The organism is Tissierella sp. (genome assembly GCF_052089545.1).
In the GTDB taxonomy this organism is placed as follows: domain Bacteria; phylum Bacillota; class Clostridia; order Tissierellales; family Tissierellaceae; genus Tissierella_A.
This window is the reverse complement of sequence record NZ_JBQDAA010000248.1, coordinates 1-3,001: the sequence shown is the minus strand read 5'-3', so window position 1 is coordinate 3,001 and position 3,001 is coordinate 1. Positions and strand designations below refer to the sequence as shown.

General features: G+C 31.7%; 4 protein-coding genes. 3 read left to right on the top strand and 1 reads right to left on the bottom strand.

The features are described 5' to 3' along the window. A partial coding sequence (locus ACTHW2_RS12440) for a hypothetical protein (RefSeq protein WP_442264220.1) occupies positions 1-223 on the top strand: 223 nt, incomplete at its 5' end. 22 nt (positions 224-245) lie between these two features. Next, the gene (locus ACTHW2_RS12435; RefSeq protein ID WP_442264219.1) at positions 246-1,904 is read left to right on the top strand and encodes a nucleoside kinase; all 1,659 of its coding nucleotides are present in this window, start codon (positions 246-248) and stop codon (positions 1,902-1,904) included. Positions 1,905-1,927: 23 nt separating this feature from the next. On the opposite strand, the gene ACTHW2_RS12430 is transcribed toward ACTHW2_RS12435, so the two are convergent. Next, positions 1,928-2,512 carry a metal-dependent hydrolase gene (locus tag ACTHW2_RS12430; protein WP_442264218.1) on the bottom strand — a complete coding sequence of 195 codons (585 nt, stop codon included), beginning with the start codon at positions 2,510-2,512 and terminating at the stop codon, positions 1,928-1,930. Between the two features lie 138 nt (positions 2,513-2,650). Here ACTHW2_RS12430 and ACTHW2_RS12425 point away from each other — a divergent pair. Beyond that, positions 2,651-3,001, top strand: a 351-nt coding sequence (locus ACTHW2_RS12425; RefSeq protein WP_442264217.1) for a PTS transporter subunit EIIC, incomplete at its 3' end; no start/stop codon positions are given.

Sequence of the window (3,001 nt, the reverse complement as noted above, 5' to 3'; positions counted from 1 at the left end):
TTTTCAAAATATACAAAGTCACTTAAGGGTTATAAAGTTGCTAAAGAAAAGACTTTATATAAAAGAAGAGAATAAAGAATTGCTAGAGGATATGTTCAACAAGAAAGTGCCTGAAGTAGGGAAAAAAGAATTAGAAGACTTTGATATAATATATAATTATCATTTGGAAAGAATACTATGTGATTTAAAAAACATAGAGGATATATATGAAAAAATAAAATAGCTTAAAATGGAAAGGGGATTTTATGAAACTTAGCTTAAATATTGTAGGCTCAGGTATGATCACAGTGGAAGAAGGTCTTACACTTTTAGAAATATCAAAGAAAGTATTTGGGGAAGATTATAAAAAATATCTAGGAGCTAAAATAGATAATAGAATTTATAATTTGAGAAAAGTTATAAATGAAGATAAGAGTATAGAATTTCTTGATAATAGGGATGTTGATGGTTACAGAATATATACAAGGACTATCTCAGCTGTATTTATAATAGCTTGTAGGGAACTGTTCCCAGAAGCTCAAGTCAGTATAGAATATTTTCTTGGTCCTGGACTTTATGGAAAACTTGGAGAAGATTTGCCAGTGAGTTTTAAGGACCTTATTAAAATAGAAAATAAAATGAAGGAAATAATAGACAAGGATTATACTATATATAGGGATACATATAGTAGGGAAGATGCATTAGAAATTTTTAGGGAAAATGGATACGAAGATAAGCTAAAGTTATTCCAAACAACTGGAAAAGAGGAGATAAGCGTTTATAAGATTAAGGATCATTATGATGCTTTCCATGGTTATTTAGCACCATCAACCGGCTTTGTGAAGGAGTTTAAACTAAAGTATTACTATCCAGGAATAATAATACTTTTCCCAAGCAAGAAAAACAACTATGACTTAAATAATTTCAAAGAACAAAAGCAATTAGCTAAAATGTTTGAAGCTACAAATAAATGGCTTGATACACTGGACTTGTCCTATGTAGGTTCATTAAATGAGAATATAAAATCAGGCGGTATAGATCATACTATAAAAGTAACAGAAGCCCACCATGAAAAAAGAATAGCAGAGATAGCGGATTCAATTGCTAGTGATAGGGATATAAAAATAATTCAAATTGCAGGCCCGTCATCTTCAGGTAAAACTACCTTTTCCAAAAGGCTAGAAGTTCAAATGAATGTAAATGGGCAACGGCCAATTATAATTTCCTTAGATGATTATTTTGTGGATAGGGATAAGACGCCATTAAAAGAAGATGGGACGCCTAATTTTGAAACCATAGATGCTATAGATCTAGAATTATTAAATATGGACCTTGTAAAATTAATTGAAGGTGAAAGCATCAATCTTCCTAAGTTTAATTTTTTAACTGGTAAGAGGGAGAAGTCAGGACGTATAGTAAAACTAGATGCAGACCATCCAATAGTACTTGAAGGCATACATGGACTAAATCCTAGATTAACAGAAGTAATACCAAAGAAAAATAAATTTAAAATATATGTATCAGCACTAACACAGCTAAATCTAGACCCCCATAACAGGATATCTACAACGGATATAAGACTTATAAGAAGAATGGTAAGAGATGTCCAGTTTAGAGGCAATGGACCTTTGAAAACATTTGAACTATGGGAAGGCGTAAGGGAAGGCGAAGAGGAGTATATATTTCCATTCCAGGAACAGGCAGATGCTATGTTTAACTCATCATTAGTATATGAAATGAGCATACTACAAAAGCATATACTTCCTTTGTTAAATGATATTAGCAAGGAAAGCCGGCACTATAGTGAGGCTAGAAAGCTCATTAGATTTTTAGAGTACTTTGTAAGTGTAGAAGATGAAAGTGTTGTTCCAAGAAACTCTATATTAAGGGAGTTTATTGGTGGAGCTTCATTTGAACTTTATTAATAAAAGCTCCCCCAAGGAGGAGCTCATACTATAAGTTTTAAGAGTATTAGCAGGGAATAGGTGCTAGCTAAAATAAATATGAGCTCATCTATTCCGCTCTTAGGATTTATTATTATCGGGGCTGATATGTTTATATTTAAAGGGTAGAATAACTTTATACCCTGAGGTGTTAAAAAGTCTGCAAACAAATGCAAAAGATACCCTATACTTACACTTTGGTAAAGGTACTCTATATTATATTGTACTGATATTGTTTTAATAATATAGGCAAAAATTAAAAAACCTAATATACTATGCGTAAAGCCTCTATGGCTTGATATTGCTATAAAAAGAGATAGCAAAGATAGGAGCGCAAAAATAGTATTTTTTGAAGTAGAGTATATGTATATAAAACCTATAGCCAGTGCTATAAAAAACAAAATACGGAAAAATTCATTTTTAAAAAGTAATAATTTTTGATTCAACTTGGATTTAGGATGATCAAGGTCAGGAATTAATGAGCCTAAAGTGGAAGCAGTAATTATTATTAGTTGTTTGTCTATAGGTTCACCATATGCAAGTGTAAGCCCAGCTGCTACACCAATAGCTACATGTGTTTTTCCTGTCATTGGTAATCACCTCATAAAAATTTATTGTACAACTCTATCCATTATATAACTTTCAGAACATATATTCAATACAAATGTTTATATTTATGTTTTTTAATTCCAATTGTTTTTGGAATATAAAGCTTTAGGAGGAAACCTATGTCTAAGGAAAATAATTTAAATAACAGGAAAGCAGGCATTATGCAAAAGATTACAAAAACACTTGGTGATATCTTTATACCGATAATTCCAGTGCTAGTAGCAACAGGGCTATTTATAGGATTAAGAGGCTTTGTAATAAATTTGGGATACCAACTAAACCCAAATGTTGAACTGTTTTCAGAAATTTTAACAGATATAGTGTTTATGTTTTTACCAGTCCTGGTATCTTGGTCAACGGTTAAAGCTTTTGGGGGAAGGCCAGTAGTTGGAATAGTATTAGGACTTATGCTTGTAGCCCCTCAATTACCAAGTGCTTGGGATGTAGGAAAAGGTTTAGAACCTTTAAAG

Excerpts from the sequence above, each read along its gene's own strand:
- ACTHW2_RS12435 (WP_442264219.1), top strand. The coding sequence starts at position 246 with ATGAAACTTAGCTTAAATATTGTAGGCTCAGGTATGATCACAGTGGAA.
- ACTHW2_RS12430 (WP_442264218.1), bottom strand. The coding sequence starts at position 2,512 with ATGACAGGAAAAACACATGTAGCTATTGGTGTAGCAGCTGGGCTTACA.